Origin of the sequence: Streptomyces sp. UW30 (assembly GCF_008042075.1) — a bacterium.
Classification (GTDB): Bacteria; Actinomycetota; Actinomycetes; order Streptomycetales; family Streptomycetaceae; genus Streptomyces.
Genome location: NZ_RDBN01000037.1, coordinates 1,670,518 through 1,686,043, shown reverse-complemented (window position 1 = coordinate 1,686,043; position 15,526 = coordinate 1,670,518). Strand labels below are relative to the sequence as shown.

General features: G+C 71.2%; 12 protein-coding genes. 7 read left to right on the top strand and 5 right to left on the bottom strand.

Annotation, left to right across the window (positions count from 1 at the left end):
- Window positions 1-122: 122 nt before the first annotated feature.
- The 4 genes from EAO75_RS26425 (at window position 123) to EAO75_RS26410 (ending at window position 3,981) form a co-directional block, all read left to right on the top strand.
- The gene (locus EAO75_RS26425; protein WP_147997510.1) at window positions 123-1,010 is read left to right on the top strand and encodes an ABC transporter permease; all 888 of its coding nucleotides are present in this window, start codon (window positions 123-125) and stop codon (window positions 1,008-1,010) included.
- Entirely contained in the window at window positions 983-1,756 is a 774-nt protein-coding gene (locus EAO75_RS26420) for an ABC transporter ATP-binding protein (protein WP_147997509.1), read from the top strand. The genes EAO75_RS26425 and EAO75_RS26420 overlap by 28 nt, the downstream gene beginning before the upstream one ends.
- Before the next feature lie 26 nt (window positions 1,757-1,782).
- Window positions 1,783-2,799: an ABC transporter substrate-binding protein gene (locus EAO75_RS26415; protein WP_147997508.1), complete on the top strand. Its 1,017-nt coding sequence runs from the start codon at window positions 1,783-1,785 to the stop codon at window positions 2,797-2,799.
- A gap of 96 nt (window positions 2,800-2,895) precedes the next feature.
- Window positions 2,896-3,981 (top strand): NAD(P)-binding domain-containing protein, encoded by a 1,086-nt coding sequence (locus EAO75_RS26410; protein ID WP_147997507.1) that lies wholly within the window; start codon window positions 2,896-2,898, stop codon window positions 3,979-3,981.
- A 48-nt stretch (window positions 3,982-4,029) separates the two neighbouring features.
- Here the strand turns inward: EAO75_RS26410 and mltG are convergent, their stop codons facing one another.
- Together mltG and EAO75_RS26400 are read right to left on the bottom strand one after the other, a co-directional pair.
- Window positions 4,030-4,881, bottom strand: coding sequence for an endolytic transglycosylase MltG (gene mltG, locus EAO75_RS26405; protein WP_147997506.1), 852 nt, complete (start codon window positions 4,879-4,881; stop codon window positions 4,030-4,032).
- A 43-nt stretch (window positions 4,882-4,924) separates the two neighbouring features.
- The gene (locus EAO75_RS26400; RefSeq protein ID WP_147997505.1) at window positions 4,925-6,736 is read right to left on the bottom strand and encodes an ABC transporter ATP-binding protein; all 1,812 of its coding nucleotides are present in this window, start codon (window positions 6,734-6,736) and stop codon (window positions 4,925-4,927) included.
- A gap of 112 nt (window positions 6,737-6,848) precedes the next feature.
- Between EAO75_RS26400 and EAO75_RS26395 the strand changes: the two genes are divergently transcribed.
- Complete coding sequence (locus EAO75_RS26395) at window positions 6,849-7,298, top strand: MarR family winged helix-turn-helix transcriptional regulator (protein ID WP_147997504.1); 450 nt, start codon at window positions 6,849-6,851, stop codon at window positions 7,296-7,298.
- A gap of 72 nt (window positions 7,299-7,370) precedes the next feature.
- Here EAO75_RS26395 and EAO75_RS26390 read toward each other — a convergent pair whose 3' ends face one another.
- The 3 genes from EAO75_RS26390 to EAO75_RS26380 form a co-directional block, all read right to left on the bottom strand.
- Window positions 7,371-8,828 carry a cation:dicarboxylate symporter family transporter gene (locus tag EAO75_RS26390; protein ID WP_147997503.1) on the bottom strand — a complete coding sequence of 486 codons (1,458 nt, stop codon included), beginning with the start codon at window positions 8,826-8,828 and terminating at the stop codon, window positions 7,371-7,373.
- A 174-nt stretch (window positions 8,829-9,002) separates the two neighbouring features.
- Window positions 9,003-10,703 carry a peptide-N4-asparagine amidase gene (locus EAO75_RS26385; RefSeq protein WP_147997502.1) on the bottom strand — a complete coding sequence of 567 codons (1,701 nt, stop codon included), beginning with the start codon at window positions 10,701-10,703 and terminating at the stop codon, window positions 9,003-9,005.
- A 51-nt stretch (window positions 10,704-10,754) separates the two neighbouring features.
- A complete protein-coding gene (locus tag EAO75_RS26380) occupies window positions 10,755-11,507 on the bottom strand; it encodes a L,D-transpeptidase family protein (RefSeq protein WP_147997501.1) in 753 nt (250 codons plus the stop codon).
- Between the two features lie 190 nt (window positions 11,508-11,697).
- Between EAO75_RS26380 and EAO75_RS26375 the strand changes: the two genes are divergently transcribed.
- Together EAO75_RS26375 and EAO75_RS26370 are read left to right on the top strand one after the other, a co-directional pair.
- Window positions 11,698-13,572, top strand: coding sequence for an ABC transporter ATP-binding protein (locus EAO75_RS26375; RefSeq protein ID WP_147997500.1), 1,875 nt, complete (start codon window positions 11,698-11,700; stop codon window positions 13,570-13,572).
- Complete coding sequence (locus tag EAO75_RS26370) at window positions 13,569-15,356, top strand: ABC transporter ATP-binding protein (protein WP_147997499.1); 1,788 nt, start codon at window positions 13,569-13,571, stop codon at window positions 15,354-15,356. Before EAO75_RS26375 ends, EAO75_RS26370 begins: the two co-directional genes overlap by 4 nt.
- Window positions 15,357-15,526: the final 170 nt, after the last annotated feature.

The window sequence follows — 15,526 nt, the reverse complement described above, 5'->3', positions numbered from 1 at the left end:
CCGAGTTCTCCCGAGCTCTCCCCCGCTTCCTTGCGCCCCCGCGTCTGATGCCCTGACCGGCATCCGGCGCGGCGGCGCTCGCGCACATCTCCTCACCGGCCGCTCTCCCCCGTGGAGCACTCATGAGCATCAGCCATGCCCCACCCGGCTCTCTTGAGCCGGATATTTCCGAAATACCCGGCAGCGACAGCCCGAAGGTCGCCTCGCCCGACCTCGAACCCATCGTCCCCACCTCCTCCCGCCGAACCCGCGTCCCCCGCTGGCTGCGCCGCACCACCGGCCCCGTCCTGCTGCTGATCCTGTGGCAACTGCTGAGCGCCACCGGCGTGTTGACCTCCGACGTCCTCGCCTCGCCCGGCCGTATCGCCCAGGTCGCGGGCGACATGATCGCCGACGGCTCGCTTGCCTCGGCCATGGGGACGTCCCTTCAGCGCGTCGCCGCCGGGCTGGCGCTCGGCACTCTCGTCGGGACCGGACTCGCCCTGGTCTCGGGCCTGTTCCGGATCGGCGAGGACATCGTGGACGCGCCCGTGCAGATGCTGCGGACCGTGCCCTTCGTCGGGCTGATCCCGCTGTTCATCATCTGGTTCGGGATCGGCGAGGCACCCAAGACCGCCATCATCACGCTCGGCGTGACGTTCCCGCTCTACCTCAACGTCTACGCCGGCATCCGTGGCGTGGACGCCCAGTTGATCGAGGCCGGGGAGTCCCTCGGGCTGTCCCGGTGGGGGCTCGTGCGGCACGTCGTACTGCCCGGCGCGCTGCCGGGCGCCCTGACCGGCCTGCGCTACTCACTCGGCATCGCCTGGCTGGCCCTCGTCTTCGCCGAGCAGGTCAACGCCGACTCCGGCATCGGGTTCCTGATGGTGCAGGCGCGCGACTTCCTGCGGACCGACGTGATCGTGGTCTGCCTGATCGTCTACGCCTTCCTCGGCCTGCTCGCCGACTTCATCGTCCGCTCCCTCGAAAGGCTGCTGCTGCAATGGCGACCGACGTTCACCGGCCGGTGATCCCCGAGGCCACGCAGGCCGACCAGCCCGCTGCGGGCACGCAGGCCGTGCACGTGGCCGGGCTCACCCGCTCCTTCGACGGGCGGGCCGTCATCGACCGGCTCCAACTCGACGTGCGTCCAGGCGAGTTCGTCGCCCTGCTCGGCCGCAGCGGCTGCGGCAAGTCCACCCTGCTGCGCATCCTCGCCGGTCTCGACCGCGACATCGAGGGCACCGTCCTGGTGCCGCGCCGCAAGGCCGTCGCCTTCCAGGCGCCGCGGCTGATGCCGTGGAAGAAGGTGTGGCGCAATGTGCTGCTCGGCCTGCCCGGCAAGCCAGGACGCGCGGTCGCCGAGCAGGCGCTCAAGGAGGTCGGCCTGGACCACCGTAGGGACGCCTGGCCCAAGACCCTCTCCGGCGGCGAGGCCCAACGCGTCTCCCTCGCACGGGCGTTGGCCCGCGAGCCCGATCTGCTGCTGCTCGACGAGCCGTTCGGCGCGCTCGACGCACTCACCCGCATCAAGGCGCAGCGCCTGGTGGGCGAGTTGTGGCAGCGGCGCGGCTGCGCGGTCCTGCTCGTCACGCACGACGTCGAGGAAGCCGTACTCCTCGCCGACCGCGTCCTCGTGATGGACGACGGGGTGATCGCGCACGAACAGCGCATCGACCTCGATCGCCCGCGTGACATCGCCGCCCCCCGGTTCGCCGCACTGCGCGCCGGACTCCTGGAGCGCCTCGGCGTCGACACCGCCGCCGAAGCCGCCTGATCACCCTCCCCCGGAACGGAACCACCATGCGACAACGCCTCGTCCCCGCCGCGCTTCTCCTCCCCTTCGCGCTCCTGCTCACCGCCTGCGGCGGGAACTCGGCAGCCGAGACCTCGACAGGGATCGACGGCCAGGGCTCCTTCACGCTCAATGTCGGTGACCAGAAGGGTGGTTCGGAGGCCGTCCTGCGCGCCGCCGGAGAGCTCAAGAACCTCGACTACAAGATCAAGTGGTCCACCTTCACCTCCGGTCCGCCGCTGCTGGAGGCCGTCAACGCGGGGGCCGTCGACATCGGCGGCGTCGGCAACACACCGCCGGTCTTCGCGGCGGGCGCGGGCTCGAAGATCACCGCGGTGGCCGCGTTCAAGGGTACGTCCAAGGGCGATGCGATCCTCGTCCCGAACGACTCGAAGCTGACCGAGCCCGAGCAGCTCAAGGGCAGGTCGATCGCCGTGGCCCAGGGCTCCTCCGCCAACTACCAGCTCGTCGCGTCCCTCAAGGCGGCCGGGCTGAGCCTGGGCGACGTCGAGGTCAAGTATCTGCAACCGGCGGACGCGCTGGCCGCGTTCACCGCCGGCAAGGTCGATGCGTGGGCCGTGTGGGACCCGTACACCTCGCAGGTGCTGCTGTCCGAGCAGGGCCGGATCCTGACGACCGGCGACGGGGTCACCAACGGGCTGACCTTCCAGGTGGCGGCGCCCTCCGCACTTGAGGACAAGAAGAAGGCCGCCGCCATCAAGGACTACCTGGAGCGGCTGCGGCGGGCCACGACGTGGGTGTACGACCACCAGGAGGAGTGGGCCGAGGTCTGGGCGAAGGACACCGGGCTGCCCTACGACGTCGCGCTGGCCTCGGTGAAGCGCACCAACGCCACCCGGGTCTCGGTCGCGGTGGACAAGCCGCTCATCGCCTCCGAGCAGGAGATCGCCGACACCTTCACCGAGCTGAAGCTCATCCCGAAGAAGGTGGACTTCGGCGACTTCGTGGACACGCGGTACAACGGCGACCTGCCGCCGTCGACCACGCGGGCCCGCACCTCGTAGGGGTCACCGGGCGGACTGTCCCTTTCGGTGCGGGAGGGGCGCCGACAGGGACGGGCTCGGGGGAAGATCCGCGCCCCCGAGGTGGTTGGTAGAAGCGTGAACAACGCTGAGGCGGTCGAGGCGGTCGACGTAGTCGTCATAGGCGCTGGACAGGCGGGCCTGTCCAGCGCCTACCACCTGCGGCGCACCGGTTTCGAGCCGGGCCGTGACTTCGTCGTCCTCGACCACTCCCCGGGTCCGGGCGGCGCCTGGCAGTTCAGGTGGCCGTCGCTGACGTACGGCAAGGTGCACGGGATGCACTCGCTGCCCGGGATGGAGCTGACCGACGCCGACCCCGGGCGGCCGTCGTCGGAGGTCATCGCGGAGTACTTCGACACCTACGAGCAGACCTTCGACCTGCGGGTGCGGCGGCCCGTCGAGGTGCGTGCTGTGCGCAAGGGCCCGGACGGACGGCTGCTCGTCGAGAGCTCGGCGGGGACCTGGGCCACGCGGGCCCTGATCAACGCGACCGGCACCTGGGACCGGCCGTTCGTGCCGCGCTACCCCGGGCAGGAGACCTTCCGGGGCCGGCAGTTGCACACGGCGCAGTATCCCGGGCCGCGAGAGTTCGCGGGTCAGCGGGTCGTGGCCGTGGGCGGCGGCGCCTCCGGCACCCAGCATCTGCTGGAGATCGCCCCGTTCGCGGCGGCCACCACCTGGGTCACCCGGCGCCCGCCGGTGTTCCGCGAGGGCCCCTTCACCGAGGACGTGGGCCGGGCGGCGGTCGCGCTCGTGGAGGAGCGGGTCCGGCAGGGCCTGCCGCCGAAGAGTGTGGTCTCCGTCACGGGGCTGCCGCTGAACGACGCCATCCGGCAGGGGCTGGCGGACGGTGTCCTGGACCGCCGCCCCATGTTCGACCGGATCACCCCGGACGGCGTGGAGTGGAACGACGGGCAGCGGGTGGACGCCGACATCATCCTGTGGGCGACCGGCTTCCGCGCCGCCATCGATCATCTGGCCCCGCTGCGCCTGCGCGAGCCGGGCGGCGGCATCCGGGTGGAAGGGACGCGCGCGATCGCCGACCCTCGCGTCCACCTGGTCGGCTACGGCCCGTCCGCCAGCACGATCGGCGCCAACCGGGCCGGCCGCGCGGCCGTACGGGACATCAGGCGGCTGCTGGCCGAGGAGCCGGTGGCCGCGTGACGCGGCGGCCGGCCGGCCGGACCAGGATCCGCGTGACGTCCCGTCGGCTCACCCGGTCGCCTTCGGGCTCGCCTTCCGGTGGGCGTTGAACTCGGCGACGTTGCGCTGGTGTTCCGTGTAGTCGGCCGTGAAGCGGGTGTCGCCCGGCTTGACCGTGACGAAGTACAGCCAGTCACCGGCGGACGGACCGATCGCGGCGCGCATCGCGTCGTCGCCCGGGTTGTCGATCGGCGTGGGCGGCAGGCCCATGCGCTGGTACGAGTTGTACGGGCTCTCGATCCGGGTGTCCGCCTCGGTCGTCCTGAGCGTGGAGCGCTTGAGGGCGTAGTTGATGGTGGAGTCCATCTGGAGCGGCATGCCGCGTTCGAGGCGGTTGAAGATGACCCGCGCCACCTTGCCCATGTCCGCCTTGGTGGCGGCCTCCGCCTGGACGATGCTCGCGATCGTGACCGCCTGATAGACGTTCATGGCGTTGCGCTGCGCCCCGGCGGCGATCGGGGCGCCGCCGAACTTCTTGTTGGCGGTGTCGACCATGGCCGACAGCAGCGAATCCGACGTCGCCTTCTTCCCGTTCCGTTCGAGGGGATACGTCGCCGGGAAGAGGTAGCCCTCCGGGTTGCCGTCGGCGTCGTTCGGCAGCTTGAGATCGAGCTTGCCGAGGGACTTCTTCGTGGTACCGGACGGCAGGGCGAGGGCTTTGTCGACGGCGGCGTAGACCTGGCTCGCCCGCCAGCCCTCCGGGATCACCAGCGAGGTGGGCCGCGCGGCCTCCTCCTCGCCCATGACCAGCAGCGGCACCGCCACGGCGGTGCCTGCCACGACGGCGCCGGCGGCGATGAGAGCCATACGCCCCCGGCGCGTCAGTCGAATCGTGCTCCGTGGCGGAGTGTTGAAGTACATGCGGGAACGGTAACCCGCACATGGTCACAAACCCGGCATATCGTCACCCCGTCGGCTCCAGTTGGGCGTCGCGGCGGACCAGCGCCGCATAGCGCCCCTCCCGCTCCAACAGCTCCTCGTGCGTGCCCCGTTCGGCCACGTGCCCCGCGTCGAGCACCACGATCTGGTCGGCGCCCCGAATGGTGGACAGCCGGTGCGCGATGGTGACCGTGGTGCGGTTGGCGGACAGGGCGTCGATGGCCTCCTGGACGGCCTGCTCGGTGCGGSTGTCCAGGGCGCTTGTCGCCTCGTCGAGGATGAGGACCGGCGGGTCGCGCAGGATGGTGCGGGCGATGGCCAGACGCTGCTTCTCACCGCCGGAGAAGCGGTGGCCGCGCTCGCCGACGACGGTGTCGTAGCCGTCGGGCAGGGACGCGATGTGGTCGTGGATCTGGGCGGCCTTGGCCGCCGCGTGCAGCTCGTCCTCGGTGGCGTCCGGCTTGGCGAAGCGCAGGTTGTCGGCGACCGAGGCGTGGAAGAGGTACGTCTCCTGCGAGACGACGCCGACCGCGCGGGCGAGGGTGTCGAAGTCGAGGTCGCGCACGTCCACCCCGTCGAGGGTGACCCGGCCGTCCGTCACGTCGTACAGCCGCGGCACGAGATGGCCGAGCGTCGACTTCCCGGCGCCGGTCGGGCCGACGACCGCGAGGCTGCCGCCGGCCGGGACGGTGACGTCGATGCCGTCGAGGATCGGGCCGCTCTTGCCGTCGTAGCGGAACTCGACGTTCTCGAAGCGGACCTCGCCCTTGACCCGGTCCAGGCGGACGGGGTTGTCCCGCTCGGTGATGTCGATGGGCAGGTCGAGGTACTCGAAGATGCGCTGGAAGAGCGCGAGCGAGGCCTGGATCTGGACGCCGGTGGACAGCAGGCTGACCGCCGGGCGGAACAGGCCCTGCTGGAGCGAGACGAACGCGACGATCGTGCCGATCGAGACCTGGGGGCCACCGGCCACGAGGACCACGCCGGCGGTCCAGTAGATGAAGGCGGGCATGGCGGCCATGACCATGGCGATGACGGCCATGCGCCAGCGGCCGGCCATGTTCGACCGCACCTCGAGGTCGACGAGCTGCTCGGACTCGTCGGCGAACGCCTTGGTCAGCGAGTCGGAGCGGCCCATCGTCCGGCCGAGCAGGATGCCGCTGACCGAGAGCGACTCGGTGACGGTGGCGGCCATCGCGGCCATCTGCTTCTGGCGCTCGGTGGTGATCTTCTTGCGTTCGTTGCCGACGCGGCGACTGATCCAGACGAAGACCGGCAGCAGGAGCAGCGAGACGACGGTCAGCCGCCAGTCGAGGGCGATCATCGCGACGATCGTGGCGACCACGCTGGTCACGTTGGAGACCAGGGACGTCGCGGTGGAGGTGACGGTGGCCTGCATGCCGCCGATGTCGTTGGCGATGCGGGACTGGACCTCGCCGGTGCGGGTGCGGGTGAAGAAGGCGAGCGACATGCGCTGGAGGCGGCCGTAGACCGCGGTGCGCAGGTCGTGCATGACGCGCTGGCCGACGGTGGTGGAGATCAGGGTCTGCAGCACGCCGAACACGCTGCTCAGGACGGCGCTGAGGATCATGCCGAGCGCGAGCAGGCCGAGCAGGCCGGTGCGCCCCTCGGGGATCGCGACGTCGAGGATCGCCTTGAGCAGGAAGGGCGTGGCGACGCCGACCAGTGACGAGGCGCCGACCAGGAGGCCGACCACGGCGAGGCGGCCGTGGTAGGGACGGAAGAGTTTCAGGATGCGGCGCACCTGCCGGGGCTGTTCCTGCTGCGCGTTCTTCGCGGCGGGTGGCGTCAGGGTGGGTTCGCTGTCGGGGTGCATGGGCTCCTACGGAGGTGTGGCGATGCGGGCAGACGGCCCCCGGGGCCGCTGACGGAGCTTAGCTCATTGTTACCTATGCTCACAATGAACATGGTCCTGATATTGTTCCCGCATGACCACCTCCGATCCCGACGGCCCGCTCGCCGAGCAGCTGCTGCGCTTCACCCGCCGGGTGCACCGGATCCAGAAACGGCACCTCCATGACTGCGGCCTGGGCGTCACACCGGCCCAGTCCCGCCTGCTGCGCACGCTCGCGCACTACGACTCGCCGCCGCGGATGGCCGACCTCGCCGAGCGCCTGGAGGTGGTCCCGCGTGCGGTGACGACGCTGGTCGACGGTCTTGAGGCGAGCGGGAAGGTACGGCGGGTGCCGGATCCGACGAACCGGCGGGTGATCCGGATCGAGCTCACCGAGGACGGGCGCAAGTCCTTGCGGGAGCTGCACGGGGCGCGACGGTCGGCCGCCGAGGAGATCCTGGCGCCGCTGACGGATGAACAGCGGTCGGTGCTGGGGGAGCTGCTGGACACGTTGATCGACGGGGGCGGTGCGCGGGGGTGCTGAGCGAGCGCGAAGGGCCGCGGCCACCGCTCCGTGTTGCTGGAGGGGTGGCCGCGGCCCTGGTTGTGCCGGACGTCAGCCGGCTTCGGCGGCCGATTTCTTCTTGAGCTGCGCTTTCTCCGGCTGCCCGCCCTGACCCCCGACCGGCTGCTCGTCCTCACTTCCGACCGGCTGCCCGTCCTCGCCGCCGACCGGCTTGCCACCCTCGCTCCCGACCGGCTCGTCGTCCTCCAGGTCGACCACGATCTCCCCGTCCAGGACCTTCTTCGCCCGTTCCCTGTCCAGCGCGCCCTCCCAGCGGGCGACCGCGAAGACCGCGACGCAGTTGCCGAGCAGGTTGGTGACGACGCGCATCGAGTCCATGATGCGGTCCACGCCGAGCAGCAGGGCGACGGCGCCGGCCGGGATCGCGCCCAGCGAGGACGCGGTCGCGGACAGGGCGAGGAACGCCGAGCCGGGGATGCCCGCCATGCCCTTGCTGGTCAGCATCAGCACCAGGACCACGGTGATCTGCTGACCGAGGCTCAGGTCCACCCCCACGGCCTGGGCGATGAACAGCGTGCCGATGGACAGGTAGAGCGAGGCGCCGTCGAGGTTGAAGGAGTAGCCCGTCGGCAGCACCAGGCCCACCGCGTCGTCACGCGCCCCCGCCTTGCGCAGCTTCTGCATCACCCGCGGCAGGACCGACTCGGTGGACGCGGTGCCGAGCGCGAGCAGCATCTCCTCACGGATGTAGCGCAGGAACTTCCACAGGCTGAGCCCGGTGACCGCCTTCAGGGCGAGCGCGAGGAGCGCGATGAACAGCGCGGCGGCCAGGTAGCACAGGACGATCAGCTTGCCGTACGTCTCGATCACGCCGAGTCCGTAGTTGCCGATCAGGACGGCCATCGCGCCGAACACCGCGATCGGGGCCAGCCGCATCACGAAGCCGACGATCGCGAAGATGATCTCCTGGGCCTGCTCGATGGCGGGCAGGACCTGCGGCACCTTGGTGTGGCCGAGGTGCAGCAGCGCCGCACCCACCAGGCAGGCCAGGACGAGCACTTGGAGCAGGGAGTTCTCCGCGAAGGCACCGATGAAGGAGGTCGGGATCGCCTCCAGCGCGAACTCGGTCGTCGAGGGCAGATGTCCGCCCCCCGTCTTCGCGTCGACGGCCGAGGCGTCGAGCGTGGAGGGGTCGACGTGCATCCCGGCCCCGGGCTGGACCACGTTGGCGGCGAGGAGGCCGATGACCAGCGCGAGCGTGCTGGCGACCTCGAACCAGATCAGGGCCTTCAGCCCGATGCGCCCGAACGCCTTCAGATCACCGGCCTTGGCGATGCCGACGACGACCACACAGAACACGAGCGGCGAGATGATCGTCTTGATGAGCCGGATGAAACCGTCGCCGAGAGGCTGCAGATCCGAGGCGAACCCGGGCCACAGCTTCCCGACGACGATTCCGAGCACGAGCGCGCAGGCGACCTGCGCGAAGAGAGAGGTACGCAGCATGCGTGCGACGCGTCGCGGCAGGGACGGTACGGACGGCGGCACGGGCACTCCTTGGGGACGACGGCACACAGAAGTCCCCTGGGACAGCCGGGACTTCTGCCATACGGAAAGCGCATTCCGTCCGAACACTCTGCGGGTGACGTTGATCCCGCACAAGACCGCCGTGTTGCTTCCGTGTAAATCACGCCCCGCGTGACGCGTCGCACACAACGCGCCTCAGCAGCGGCTTCGATCCTCGGTGAGCACTCCCTGAACGCTGGTCAGGGCACGGTCATAGCAACCGCTTGAGCCGTACGACCGGTAGCGCTCGCTCGTCGTACCGACCGCGCGGCGCTGGTCACGCGGCACGTTCAGCGTCCATGAGGCGTCGCCCTCCACGGTGTCGTCGAGCCGCGACCACGCGGTCCGTCGCCCGTCCTGGGTCGTCACCAGGGCAACACGATCACCGAGCGTCAGCACGGTGCGCAGTCGGTCGCCCGCGCCGATCGTGATCGAGCCGTCCATCGTGTACGTCCGCTGGGTGCGGGTCGTGCGGGCGGGTCCGCGTCCGTCGACGGTGACCGACTGGTCGTCCGTCCAGGTCGCGTCGAGGGCGTCCAGGTTCTCGCCGTCGGTCCAGCGGTGCACGGATCCGTTGGTGAGCGAGCGGCGCACGGTGGTCGTCACCCGGCCGTGCGAGGTGTCGACGTACCCGGCGACGGTCAGCTCGTGACCGCCCTCGGTGTCCACCCGGTGCTCCGAACCGGGCTTGTAGGTCGAGGAGTTGGCGAGGTCGCCGGCCTGGTGCGTGGTGAGCGTCCCGGTGACGTGCGCGCGCTTCGCGTCCTGCCAGACGAGGACGTTCACGGGTGCGCTCCAGCCGCTCTGCCCCTCGGGGACGCCGACGACGGAGACGTCGACGCGATGCGGGCGGCCGTCGTTGAGGAGCCCGGCGAAGGGCGTCAGGTCGTATTCGATCGGCTTGACGTCGAAGGCGCGCGGCCCCGGAGTGACGTACCAGAGGAAGGGGTTGGACCAGCCGCCGGTCCAGACGTGCGGGAACGGCGCGGCGATTCCGGCGAGTTGGCCGTCGACCTTGATCTGCACCTCGCGGTAGGGTCCGCCGGCCGCCTTGCAGGAGTAGGGCGCCGGGTCGGGCGCCGACAGGTACCAGAACTCCTCGCAGCCTCCGCCGGAGCCGGTGGCGTACACCTCGGCGACCATGCGTTCGCTGTTGCGCGGGGTGGTGAGCGTGCCGTCGTGGAGGGTGAGGACGCGGTCGGGGGTGGCGGCATGAGCCGGAGACGAAGACGGAGACGACGTCGGCGGAGACGGCGGCACGGGCGAGGAGTTGAGGCGGTCCGTGGTGGCGGCGGGACGGTCGGCTGTCGCCGCCGGGCGGCCGGTGTAGAACGTCAACGTGACCTTGACGTCGATGACTCCGGTGTAGGTGTCGTCGACGACGTTCCCGATGAGCATCTCGACGTCCTGGCCGCGGCGGAGGGTGTCGCTGTAGCGCGTGACGTCCTTCTCCACGGACCACTCGATGCCGTCGGGCGACGGCTCCGGGGTCGACGTGCGGAAGATTTCGACCCCGCCGATCTGCAGATGGCCGAGTCGGTCGTACTGACGGCCCTTGACCTTGCCGTCCATCCGCAGCACGACCTTGCGCCAGCGATCGCCGCAGCCGTCGGGCGGTGTGTAGGTGCCCTTGAACGGCGTGAAGTCGCGGAACTGCGCCTCGGCGACGGTGACCTGGCAGGACGTGCCGGCGGGCTTGGTGACGGGCGGGGCGGCGGTGATGGGGTCGTGCCAGTCGGTGCCGAACTCTGCGGGGATGTCGGCGAGTTGGGCCGCGGGGGCCGGGCCCGCTCCGAGGAGGGTGCTCGCCAGGAGGGTGGCCCCTGCAAGCATGGACATGACTATCCGTCTCTTCATGGGCGGTGTTCTACGGGGAGTCGTGCATCCGACGCAATGCGGCCTTCCGCGTCAGCGTGAGGCTTTCAGGTCGGCCCTGTCCCCCATCACCACCACCGGGTGCCGGTCCGGATCGAGCGTGCGCAGCAGATGCTCCATCGCCGATTCGGACAGACTCACGCAGGCCGACGTACCGCTGCCGTGGTCCATGTGCAGCCAGATGCTCCCGCCCTTGTCGTATCCCTCGGGGCGGGTGGGGTCGTTGGGCGGCGTGCCCTTGACGCGGTTGTAGTCGATGGCGATGACGTAATCGAAGTCGTGCCAGTACGACTTCGCCCACCAGCGCGGCGCCGCGAGGGCGGCCGACCGCGTGTACGGCAGTCCGGCCCCGGGGTTCTTCAGTACGCCGCCCGCGTCGCTGAGCGTGAACACGCCGACGGGACTGCGGTTGTCGCCCTCGTGGTGGTCGGTGGTCCAGCCCCTCTTGCCGTTGTGCGCGGGCCAGGAGCGGACGCGCTCCCAGGTGGTGCCGTGCTTCGTGTAGAGCACGGCGGTGGCGTCCGGGGAGTCCTTGGCCTCGCCGTAGACCGCCAGGACCTGGCGCGAGTCGGCGGGGATGCGTCGCTGCCAGCGGTCGCCCACGCCCGGGATGCGCGTCGGATCGGCGGCGGCCGAGCGCTTGGGCGCGGACTTGCCGGCCTCCGCACCGGCGCCGTCGCGCGCTCCGTCCCGTGCGCCGTCGCACGCGGTCAGGGTCGCGATCGCCAGCAGGGATCCGAGGGCCGCCGTCGCGACCGTCGCGCGCCATGTTCCGCCGCTCCGCATCGGTCCATGGTCGCACCGCGTTCGGCGCGGGGGCCGGAACTGAGCGGCCTCATGGAAAACCGTTTGCGTCCTGCCACGCTGCGACGCGAACCTGTCACGGTTTGCTGCCGCCGTGCGCTGCCCGTTCCGCGCAGGCGTCCGTCAACCGACCCCCATCCCTCCCCCCACTGACACGAGCCACTGGGACGTCATGCAGATTCAAGACCTTCCGTACCCCGACCCAGGCGTGCCGGACGCACGCTCGGGTCCCCGATTCCTGTGGTGGCTCTTCAGGAACCAACTGGGCGGCCAGTTCAAGGCCCTGGCCTGGGGACTCCTGCACTTCCTGTCCGTCTCCGCGCTCCCGTTCTGTGTCGGCGTCGCCGTGCAGGCCGTCATCGACCGTTCGGGCACGCGACTCGCCCTCGCGGGCGGGCTCCTGGCCCTGTGCTGCGCCGGCAACGCGATCGGCGAGACTTTCCTCCACCGCACCGCCGTCACCAACTGGATCACGGCCGCCGCCCGCGTCCAGCAGGTGCTGGCCCGCAAGACCGCGCAGTTGGGCTCGGCTCTGACCCGGCGCGTCGCGGCCGGTGAGGTGGTTGCCGTCTCCACGGGTGACGTCGAGAAGATCGGTTGGTTCGTCGAGGCCTGGTCACGGTTCACAGCGGCGGCCGTCACCATCGTGGTGGTCTGCGTCGGCCTCGTCTTCTACCAGCCCGCTCTCGGGACGGTCGTCGCCGTGGGCCTGCCCGTGCTCGCCTTCGCCGTGCTGCCGCTGCTGCCCCGCGCGACCCGGCGGGCCGACCTCCAGCGCGAGAAGGCCGGCCGCGCCACGGAGCTGGCCTCCGACACCGTCGCCGGCCTGCGCGTCCTGCGCGGCATCGGCGGCGAGGAACTCTTCCTCGACCGCTACCGCCGCGCCTCCCAGGAGGTACGCCACGCGGCCGTGCGCAGCGCCCGGATGTGGTCCCTGATCTCGGCGATCCAGGTGCTGATGCCGGGTCTGCTGCTGATCGCGGTGGTCTGGTACGGCGTCCACCTGGCCCGCGACGGCCGGGTGAGCATCGGTGAACTGGTCGCCGTCTACAGCTCGATCATGATCCTCACCTATCCGCTGCGGCACTTCGAAGAGATCGCCATGGCCTACTCCTTCTCGCGGCCCTCGGCCCGGCGCGCCGCCCGCGTGCTGTCGCTGGAGCGGGCCACCGACACCGGCGGATCCCGCGACGGGGCGCAGGTACCGACCGGCGACCTGTACGACCCGGCCACCGGGCTCCTCGCGCCCGCGGGCCGGCTCACCGCTGTGGTGTGCGGCGACCCGGACGCGGCGGGGCGGCTGGCCGAACGGCTGGGCGGACACCCCTCCGAGGAGGGCACCTCGGTACTGCTGGGCGGCGTCCCGCTCGACGAGCTGCCGCTCGACCGCGCCCGTACGGCCGTCCTCGTGCAGGACAAGGATCCGGTGCTGCTCTCCGGCACGCTGCGCGAACTGCTCGACGTGCCCAGGTCGGGCGACATCGGCGCCGAGGAGGCGCTGTCGGCCGCACAGTGCGAGGACGTCCTGGCCGCACTGGGCCAGGGGTCGCTCGACGCCGAGGACCCGATGGACGCGCGGATCACCGAGCGCGGCCGGTCCCTGTCCGGGGGCCAGCGCCAGCGCCTGGCACTCGCCCGGTCGCTGATCACGGACCCGGGTGTGCTCGTCCTGGACGAGCCGACCTCGGCCGTCGACTCGCACACGGAGGCACGGATCGCGCAGGGCATGCGGAACCTGCGGGCCGGGCGCACGACGGTGGTGTTCACCTCGTCTCCCCTGCTCCTGGACCTCGCCGACCGGGTCGTCCTCGTCCACGAGGGCGAGGTCGCGGCGGTCGGCGTGCACCGCGAGCTGGTGCACGCCGAACCCCGGTACCGGGCCGTGGTGACCCGGGAGACCGAGGAGGAGGCGGCCCGCAGCGAGGCTCTCGGTGAGTCTCTACGCAAGGCTCCGGGTGAGAAGACCGCCCACAAGGACGGACCGCCCAAGGGGTCCGCGCTCGACGACGTACTGAAGGAACTGGAAGAGATCGAGGAGTCGGCATGATCGGCGTTGCGCCACCGGAGTACGACCCGGCGGCCCCGACGACGGCGAACACCCTGCCGGTCGGCGCTCCCGCGACCGTACGCGCCTATGTGGCGGAGCTGTTCCGACGGCACCGCCGCGCCCTCCTGCTCCTCATCGCCGTCAACACGGTCGCCGTGGTGGCCTCGATGGCGGGGCCCTGGCTGCTGGGCGCACTGGTGGAACGGGTGTCGGACCCAGTCCCCGAGCGCGAACTCCATCTGGAGCTCACCCTCGGGCTGTTCGCGGTCGCGCTCGTCATCCAGGCCGTGTTCGTACGGCAGGTACGGCTGCGCGGGGCGATGCTCGGCGAGCGGATGCTGGCCGATCTGCGCGAGGACTTCCTCGTCCGGTCGGTCGGGCTGCCGCCCGGTGTCCTGGAACGCGCCGGGACGGGCGACCTGCTCTCCCGGATCACGACGGACATCGACCGGCTGGCCAACGCAATGCGCGAGGCGGTGCCCCAGCTGGCGATCGGCGTGGTGTGGGCGGCCCTGCTGCTCGGCGGGCTGATCGTGACCGCGCCGCCGCTCGCGGCCGCCGTGCTGCTCGCCGTGCCGCTGCTGGTGATCGGCTGTCGCTGGTACTTCAAGCGGGCACCGGCCGCCTACCGCTCGGAGGCCGCCGGGTACGCCGCCGTGGCCGCCGCACTCGCCGAGACGGTGGACGCCGGGCACACCGTCGAGGCTCACCGCCTGGGCGGGCGCCGGGTCGAACTCTCGGAGCTGCGGGTCAAGCAGTGGACCGCGTGGGAGCGGTACACCCTCTGGCTGCGGTCGGTGCTCTTCCCCATCGTCAACGTCACCCATGTGACCGTCCTCGCGTCCGTCCTGATGATCGGCGGTGTCTTCGTCCTTCAGGGCTGGATCGGGGTCGGTCAGCTGACGACCGGTGCGCTGATCGCGCAGATGCTGGTCGATCCGGTGGGACTGATCCTGCGTTGGTACGACGAGCTCCAGGTGGCCCAGGTGTCGCTGGCCCGCCTGGTCGGCGTCCGGGACATCGAGCCGGACGCCGGGGACACCGAACTCGCGCCCGACGGCCGAGACGTGCACGCCGACCGGGTGCACTTCGGCTACCTGGAGGGCGTGGACGTGCTGCGCAAGGTCTCCCTGGAGGTCGCGCCCGGCACCCGGCTGGCCCTGGTCGGCCCCTCGGGCGCCGGCAAGTCCACGCTGGGCCGGCTGCTCGCCGGCATCTACGCACCCCGGGACGGCCGGATCACCCTCGGCGGGGCCGAACTGTCCCGGATGACCGCCGAGCGGGTCCGCTCCCATGTGGCCCTGGTCAACCAGGAGCACCACGTATTCGTGGGCTCCCTGCGCGACAACCTGCTCCTGGCCCGCACGGACGCGACCGACGCCGAGCTGTGGGCGGCACTGGGCGCGGTGGACGCCGACGCGTGGGCACGTGCCCTCGACGACGGCCTCGACACCGAGGTCGGCTCGGGCGGCTTCGCGCTCACTCCGGCCCAGGCCCAGCAGATCGCCCTCGCCCGCCTGGTGCTGGCCGACCCGCACACCCTGGTCCTGGACGAGGCGACGTCCCTCCTCGACCCGCGCGCCGCCCGTCACCTGGAGCGCTCCCTGGCCCGCGTCCTCGACGGCCGCACGGTCGTCGCCATCGCCCACCGCCTCCACACCGCTCACGACGCGGACGTCATCGCCGTCGTGGAAAACGGCCGGATCAGCGAACTGGGCAGCCATGAGGAACTCGTCGAGGCGGACGGGGCCTATGCGGCGCTGTGGCGGTCGTGGCACGGGTGAGTGGGGGGCGATCAGCGCCGCCGCCGGCCCCGCCCCCACCACACCGGCGGTCACCGCGACGCGCCGCGTGAGCCGGACGCGGGGCTGGTGCCCGCCTCGGTGGCGGGGGCGCCGGAGCCGACGACTGCCATGACTGGGTGATGGAGAGCCTTGGCCGACCCGGTTGGAGG

Coding starts and splice junctions, on each gene's coding strand:
- EAO75_RS26375 (WP_147997500.1), top strand. CDS start 11,698: ATGCAGATTCAAGACCTTCCGTACCCCGACCCAGGCGTGCCGGACGCA.
- EAO75_RS26425 (WP_147997510.1), top strand. CDS start 123: ATGAGCATCAGCCATGCCCCACCCGGCTCTCTTGAGCCGGATATTTCC.
- EAO75_RS26395 (WP_147997504.1), top strand. CDS start 6,849: ATGACCACCTCCGATCCCGACGGCCCGCTCGCCGAGCAGCTGCTGCGC.
- EAO75_RS26415 (WP_147997508.1), top strand. CDS start 1,783: ATGCGACAACGCCTCGTCCCCGCCGCGCTTCTCCTCCCCTTCGCGCTC.
- EAO75_RS26380 (WP_147997501.1), bottom strand. CDS start 11,507: ATGCGGAGCGGCGGAACATGGCGCGCGACGGTCGCGACGGCGGCCCTC.
- mltG (WP_147997506.1), bottom strand. CDS start 4,881: ATGTACTTCAACACTCCGCCACGGAGCACGATTCGACTGACGCGCCGG.
- EAO75_RS26420 (WP_147997509.1), top strand. CDS start 983: ATGGCGACCGACGTTCACCGGCCGGTGATCCCCGAGGCCACGCAGGCC.
- EAO75_RS26370 (WP_147997499.1), top strand. CDS start 13,569: ATGATCGGCGTTGCGCCACCGGAGTACGACCCGGCGGCCCCGACGACG.
- EAO75_RS26385 (WP_147997502.1), bottom strand. CDS start 10,703: ATGAAGAGACGGATAGTCATGTCCATGCTTGCAGGGGCCACCCTCCTG.